The following is a 7534-nucleotide window of genomic DNA, read 5'->3' as shown; positions in this document are numbered from 1 at the left end:
TCGTGCCGCCAGAGAACTTGCCGATCCTAAGCTGGCTCGGTATCAAACCGTCAAAATCACTGTGACGAGCCACTAGGGCAATTTGCCCAACTGCGACGCATGCCCAGATGTGGGTCAATGCATGGACATTAGAGCTGGAAAAGCTCTAAGAAGAAGCAGTCATTCCGGTCAGGTTCCGCTTTCTGGGTTTGCCGATGGATTACAGCCAGTTCTTCAATACCGCCCTCAACCGCCTGCACGACGAGCGGCGCTACCGGGTGTTTGCCGACCTCGAACGGATCGCGGGCCGCTTCCCGCACGCCACCTGGCATTCGCCGAAGGGCAACCGCAACGTCGTGATCTGGTGCTCCAACGACTATCTCGGCATGGGCCAGCATCCCAAGGTGGTCGGTGCCATGGTCGAGACCGCGACCCGCGTCGGCACCGGCGCCGGCGGCACCCGCAACATCGCGGGCACCCATCATCCGCTGGTGCAGCTCGAGGCGGAACTCGCCGACCTCCACGGCAAGGAAGCCTCGCTGCTGTTTACCTCGGGCTATGTCTCGAACCAGACCGGCATCTCGACGCTCGCCAAGCTGATCCCGAACTGCCTGATCCTGTCGGACGCGCTGAACCACAATTCGATGATCGAAGGCGTGCGCCAGGCCGGCTGCGAACGCCAGATATTCCGCCACAACGACGTCGCGCATCTCGAGGAGCTCTTGATCGCCGCCGGTCCCGACCGGCCGAAGCTGATCGTCTGCGAGAGCCTTTATTCGATGGACGGCGACGTCGCACCGCTCGGCAAGATCTGCGATCTCGCCGAGCAATACGGCGCCATGACCTATCTCGACGAAGTGCATGCGGTCGGCATGTACGGCCCGCGTGGCGGCGGCATCGCCGAGCGCGACGGCGTGATGCACCGGATCGATATCGTCGAGGGCACGCTGGCAAAAGCCTTTGGCTGCCTCGGCGGCTACATCGCGGGCCGCGCCGAGGTCATCGACGCGGTGCGCTCCTATGCGCCGGGCTTCATCTTCACCACCGCGCTGCCGCCGGCGATCTGCTCGGCCGCGACGGCTGCGATCCGGCACCTGAAGACCTCGAACTGGGAGCGCGAGCGCCACCAGGACCGTGCCGCCCGCACCAAGGCGATCCTGACCGCCGCCGGCCTGCCGGTCATGTCGAGCGACACCCATATCGTGCCGCTGTTCGTCGGCGATCCCGAGAAGTGCAAGCGGGCCTCCGACCTGCTGCTCGAGGACCACGGCATCTACATCCAGCCGATCAACTATCCGACGGTCGCCAAGGGCACCGAGCGGCTGCGCATCACGCCCTCGCCCTACCATGACGACGGCCTGATCGACGCGCTGGCCGAGGCGCTGCTCCAGGTCTGGGACCGGCTCGGCCTGCCCCTGCACCAGAAGTCGCTGGCCGCCGAGTAACCCTATCCGCTTCCGACCCCGAATTTGGGCCGGCCGTGCATCGCGCGGCCGGTCCTTTGCGTTATAATCCTGACAACCGGCCCTTCCCCAGCGGCCGGGACAGGAGATGAGCAGCGATGCTGCACGACTGGGGCGTAATCGCCACGGCGTTCGCCTACATCGGATTGTTGTTCTTCATTGCCAGCCGCGGCGACCGCAGCTCGCCGGGCGAGCGCGGCCGCGCCAGCCAGTGGATCTATCCGCTGTCGCTGGCGATCTACTGCACCTCCTGGACCTTCTTCGGCTCGGTCGGCTTCGCCACCCGCACCAGCATCGACTTCCTGGCGATCTATGTCGGCCCGATCGTGATGGTCGGATTGTGCACGCCGCTGCTGCGCCGGGTGATCGCGCTCGCCAAGTCGCAGAACATCACCTCGATCGCCGACTTCATCGCCGCGCGCTACGGCAAGAGCCAGGCGGTGGCGGCGACCGTGGCACTGATCGCGATCATCGGCTCGGTGCCCTACATCGCGCTGCAGCTCAAGGCGGTGGCGGCGTCGCTGGAGACCATCCTGAGCGAGGACCAGGCGTTCTCGAAAATCCCCGTGATCGGCGACATCGCGCTGATGGTCACGCTGGCGATGGCGGTGTTCGCGGTGCTGTTCGGCACCCGCCACACCGACGCGACCGAGCACCAGCACGGCCTGATCCTCGCGATCGCGGCCGAGTCCATCGTCAAGCTGGTCGCCTTCATCGCCGCCGGCGCTTTCGTCACCTTCTGGATGTTCTCGCCGGTCGAGCTCTACGAGCGCGCCCTGAAGACGCCGGAGGCGGTGCGCGCGATCGAATATGTCCCGTCGATCGGCAATTTCCTGATCATGACGCTGCTGTCGTTCTGCGCGGTCATGCTGCTGCCGCGCCAGTTCCATGTCAGCGTGGTGGAGAATTCGACGCCCGCCGAAGTCACCCGGGCGCGCTGGCTGTTCCCGCTCTACCTCATCGCCATCAACCTGTTCGTGATTCCGATCGCGATCGCAGGCCTCGTCATCTTCCCGTTCGGCGCGGTCGATGCCGACATGTTCGTGCTGGCGCTGCCGATCGAGGGCAATTCGCAATTGCTCAGCCTCGCCGTGTTCGTCGGCGGGCTGTCGGCGGCGACCGCGATGGTGATCGTCGAATGCGTCGCGCTGTCGATCATGGTCTCCAACGACATCGTGCTGCCGCTGGTCTTGCCGCGCAGCGACGACGCCAGCGCCGGCCAGAAGGACTTTGGCGATTTCCTGCTGAAGGCGCGCCGCTTCTCGATCTTCGCCATCATGGTGTTGGCGTATTTCTACTATCGCGCGCTCGGCAACACCCAGCTGGTCGCGATCGGCCTGCTGTCGTTTGCCGCGATCACCCAGCTGGCGCCGGCGTTCTTCGGCGGCCTGTTCTGGCGCAGAGCCACCGCACGCGGCGCCATGGCGGGCATGCTGGTCGGCTTCGCGACGTGGCTCTACACGCTGTTCATCCCGAGCTTCCTGGAAACCTCGACCACCGGCCTGATGCTGCTGCAGCACGGGCCGTTCGGGATCGAGGCGTTGCGGCCGCAGGCGCTGTTCGGCGCCGACCTGCCGCCGCTGCTGCACGGCGTGCTGTGGAGCCTTGCGCTCAACATCCTCACCTATGTGCTGTTCTCGCTGGCGCGCGCGCCGTCCTCGATCGAGTTGTTGCAGGCCGACGTGTTCGTGCCCAACGCGCTGGCCCCGATCGCGCCCAGCTTCCGGCGCTGGCGCACCACGGTGACGGTGGAGGATATCCAGAGCACGGTGACGCAATATCTCGGCCCCGACCGCACCCGCGAGGCCTTCGCCTCCTTCGCCGTCGACCGCAACATCGTGCTGCTGGCGTCGGCTCCGGCCGATTTCGAGTTGCTGCAGCATGCCGAGCGGTTGATCGCCTCCTCGATCGGGGCCGCGTCCTCGCGCCTTGTGATGTCGCTGCTGCTGCAACGGCGCACGGTGTCGGCCAAGGCCGCGCTGAAACTGCTCGACGACTCCCACGCCGCCCTGCACTTCAACCGCGAGATCCTGCAGACCGCGCTCAATCACGTGCGCCAGGGCATCGCGGTGTTCGACGCCGATCTGCAGCTGATCTGTTCCAACCGCCAGTTCTCCGAATTGCTGGGGCTGCCGCAGCATCTGGTGCAGCTCGGCATCCCGCTGTCCGAGATCCTCGAATTCATGGGCGCGATCAGTCCGCCCACGGCCGGCGACGCCGACAGCCTGCTGCAGGCCCGCCTGCGCGCCTACACCACCGAGGGCGAGCCTTATCTGGAACGCTTCACCGACCGCCATCTGGTGATCGAGGTGCGTGCCAACCGCATGCCGGGCGGCGGGCTCGTCATCACCTTCTCCGACGTCACGCCGAGCTTCGAGGCGGCGGAAGCGCTGGAGCGCGCCAACGCGACGCTGGAAAAGCGGGTGCGCGACCGCACCGAGGAGCTGACGCGGCTGAATTCGGAGCTCGCGCTCGCCAAGGGCATCGCGGAAGACGCCAACGCCTCGAAGACACGCTTCCTTGCGGCCGCCAGCCACGACATCCTGCAGCCGCTCAATGCGGCGCGCCTCTACGTCACGAGCCTGGTCGAGCGCCAGAACGGCGGCGAGGATTCGCGCCTGGTCGAGAACATCGACGACTCGCTCGAGGCGATCGAGGACATCCTGGGCGCGCTGCTCGACATTTCCAGGCTCGATGCCGGCGCCATGACGCCGGCGATCACGAGCTTCCGGATGGCCGACCTGATGCGCTCGCTGGAGATCGAGTTCATGCCGATCGCCCGCGACAAGGGCCTCGACCTGCGCTTCGTGCCGTGCTCGCTGCCGGTCGAATCCGACCGCTCGCTGCTGCGCCGGCTGCTGCAGAACTTCATCTCCAACGCGATCAAATATACCCCGCGCGGCCGCGTCTTGATCGGCTGCCGCCGCCGCGGCACCACGCTCCAGATCAGCATCTTCGACACCGGCGTCGGCATTCCCGTGCAGAAGCGCGGCGAGATCTTCAAGGAGTTCCACCGCCTCGAGCAGGGCGCCCGGATCGCCCGCGGCCTCGGCCTCGGCCTGTCGATCGTCGAGCGGCTGGCGCGGGTGCTCAACCACCGCATCGCGATCTCGGCCAATGTCAGCGGCGGCTCGGCGTTCTCGGTCACCGTGCCGGTCGCGACCGCGGTCAACCATACTGCGGCCGTCACCACCGCGACGCCGCTGTCGAAGACGCCGATGAGCGGCTCGCTGATTGTCTGCATCGAGAACGATCCCGCCATCCTCGACGGCATGAAGACGCTGCTGACGGCGTGGGACGCCGAGGTGATCGCGGTGCTCGACGCCGACGGCGCGATCAGCGCGATCGAGGCCGCCGGTGGCCGCGTCACCGGCGTCCTGGTCGACTACCATCTCGACCGCGGCAACGGCGTCGCCGCGATCCGCGAGATCCGCCGCCGCTTCGGCGACGGCATTCCGGCGATCCTGATCACCGCCGACCGCAGCCCTGCGGTGCGCGCCGCCGCGCGCGAGGAAAACATCGCGGTGCTGAACAAGCCGGTGAAACCCGCCTCGCTGCGCGCCTTACTCGGACAATGGCGCACCCAGCAGATGGTGGCGGCGGAGTAGCGCGCCGCGGCGCAATCCGGGCGCGCATCTCGCATTGGATCATGATGCGACTGGATCGAATCGCATCATGAAGGCACGGCAAAGACACGGCGCTCCCTCCCGCAAGCGCGAGAGGTGAAGCGAGCCTGCGCAGTGGCCGGCTCAACCGAAAATCACATGCTCCAGCAAGATCGCCAAGCGTCGGGTTAGTTCGGCCCCATTCCGGCCGACGCCGGGTGCCCTGGCACCTGAAAGCGCTTGCCTGTGTCGGTGACGTTGGTTCCGTCGACCTTGAGGATCGAGAAATCCTGGCTGAGGTAGTTCCCGACCAGGATGTATTTTCCGTCAGGCGTGAAGACCGCGGCCTCAGGCAGTCCGCCGACTTCGATATCTCCGGTCTTGGTCACTTTCTTGCCGTCGATCTTCAGGACCGAGACGCTGCCGTTCTTCTCATGGAAGAACGCATTCTTCATGTTCGAGCCGCGCAGGATCACCGAGACTGCGAGATCCCCCTTCGGACTGACGCCAAGCCCCTCCGGTCCATCGCCGACCACCACGCGATCGATGATGCGCGGCGGCTTCGCTTCGAGATCGATGACGCTGGCCGTGTCGACGCTGCCGTCCGACGCGCCTGAGTTGCCATTGTCCGACGTCAACGCGATCTTGCTGTTCGGGGTCACTGCCACATTGTAAGGCCATTGGCCGGTCGGCAGGTCTATCTTGGTGTAGGTGACTTTGTCGCCGGCGATATCGAGCACCGATATCTTGTGCCCGGGAAAACGCGCGACCAGCGCGTGCTTGCCGTCTGGCGCGAACGCGACATGTGCGACACTGTCTGGCATCGATATCGTGTCGGTGATCTTGACGTCAGTGCCGTTGACCGAAAGCACGCTGATCGAATTGTCCCCGCGGTTGGCAACCAACGCCATCTTGCCATCGGGACTGAAGCTCAACCCTGATGGCTGCTTTCCGCCGGCAATGGTCGCTGCCAGCTTGGGCGGGGTCGCCTTGAGATCGATCACATAGATCTTGTTATCCGGCACCTGCTTCAGAGCGTCGCCTTCCTTCACCACGTCGACCGAATCCGCGACCAGCGCCACGGTTCCGGTCGGATCGATAGCGACGTTGACCGGGGGGCCGACTACCGAGTTCTTCAATGGGAGAGAGGCCGCAATCTTCGGGTTCTCGGGATCGGCGAGATCGATGATCAGCACTTGATCCTTGCCGGGCGCGGACAGCACCGGCTTGCCGTCGTCGTCCCACAACAGCTTCTCGTCCAGGCCGACGATCATGAAGGGCTTGCCCTGAGCGCAATTGAAAGAGCTGGTACCGAGAAGGATTGCCGCAGCCAGAGATAGTCCGGCGATGCGAGTGACGGAAATCATGGCGTTCTCCCCAAAAGCACGCGGCCTCTCACGGGCCGGCGCCGGACAGGATACTCGGTTTTCGACCGATGCGCAGTCTGAATGGGATCTGGATGGCTTCGCGAAAGCGTGCCATCGGGCGCGCTTTCGCGCCACCCGCCGGCTCGCAATGCCGTGGCCCGAGCCCGGAAATCACAGCTGGAGTTGCTCGGGACTACGTCGGCGGCGTGCCCTGGCGCCATTGGCCGCCGGCGATCTTGGCGGCGGCGATCACGGCTTGGGTGCGGCTTTCGACGCCGAGCTTCTGCAGGATCGCCGAGACATGGGCCTTGATGGTCGCTTCGGAAACGCCGAGCTCGTAGGCGATCTGCTTGTTGAGCAGCCCCTCGGACAGCATCATCAGCACCCGCACCTGCTGCGGGGTCAGCGTCACCAGCCGGTCGCGCAGCCGCGTCATGTCGGGATCGCCGGCCGCCGACAGATCGGTGTCCGGCGGCACCCAGACGTCGCCCTCCATCACCTTCATGATGGCATCCCGCAGCGTCTCGACGCCGAAGCGCTTGGGGATGAAACCGGAAGCGCCAAAGTCGAGCGAGCGGCGGATGGTCCCGGCATCGTCACTGGCGGATACGATCACCACCGGGATCGCCGGATACTGCGCCCGCAGATAGATCAGGCCGGAGAAACCGCTGATCCCCGGCATGCTCAGGTCCAGCAGGATCAGGTCGACCTCGGAGTCCCGCTCCAGCAGCGCGGTCAGATCCTCGAACGATCCGGCCTCGCTGATCGTGGCCGAACTCACGACGCTCGACACCGCCTGACGCAACGCATCGCGGAACAGCGGATGGTCGTCGGCGATGACAAGATGAGTATTGGCAGCAGCAGTCATCTCAGTCCCACAAGCGGGCTTTAGGCAAACCCGCGTCGCTCGGTTTTCGCCCGCGCGGCACTATCACGCAAGCGCTTGATAATACCAGATGCCAACGCGGTTAACCCGCGCAGCTTGTGCGCCGCAATAGACGCCTGCGGAGGCGTTCCATCCTACTCTTCCTTCAGAAGATAGGTTCGATCCTGAAAAGGCCAAAAGTCTTATTGGGGCGGGTTTCACTGCGATGTTACCTTCATCTCAAGCCGAGGGCCT

At 65.2% G+C, this 7534-nt stretch carries 4 protein-coding genes; 2 read left to right on the top strand and 2 right to left on the bottom strand.

The genetic code is table 11. The features are described 5' to 3' along the window. Window positions 1-194 precede the first annotated feature (194 nt). Both hemA and Q2M23_RS19590 read left to right on the top strand, forming a co-directional pair. Entirely contained in the window at window positions 195-1424 is a 1230-nt protein-coding gene (gene hemA / locus Q2M23_RS19595; RefSeq protein ID WP_316396643.1) for a 5-aminolevulinate synthase, read from the top strand. Window positions 1425-1540: 116 nt separating this feature from the next. Beyond that, window positions 1541-5050 carry a PAS domain-containing hybrid sensor histidine kinase/response regulator gene (locus Q2M23_RS19590; protein WP_253588727.1) on the top strand — a complete coding sequence of 1170 codons (3510 nt, stop codon included), beginning with the start codon at window positions 1541-1543 and terminating at the stop codon, window positions 5048-5050. Window positions 5051-5235: 185 nt separating this feature from the next. Here the strand turns inward: Q2M23_RS19590 and Q2M23_RS19585 are convergent, their stop codons facing one another. Together Q2M23_RS19585 and Q2M23_RS19580 are read right to left on the bottom strand one after the other, a co-directional pair. After that, a complete protein-coding gene (locus Q2M23_RS19585; protein ID WP_316396642.1) occupies window positions 5236-6414 on the bottom strand; it encodes a YncE family protein in 1179 nt (392 codons plus the stop codon). A gap of 193 nt (window positions 6415-6607) precedes the next feature. Next, entirely contained in the window at window positions 6608-7282 is a 675-nt protein-coding gene (locus Q2M23_RS19580; protein WP_057019436.1) for a response regulator, read from the bottom strand. Window positions 7283-7534 lie beyond the last annotated feature (252 nt).

Source organism: Bradyrhizobium sp. 33ap4 (assembly GCF_032654765.1).
Lineage (GTDB): Bacteria > Pseudomonadota > Alphaproteobacteria > Rhizobiales > Xanthobacteraceae > Bradyrhizobium > Bradyrhizobium australafricanum.
This window is presented reverse-complemented; position numbering and strand designations above follow the sequence as displayed.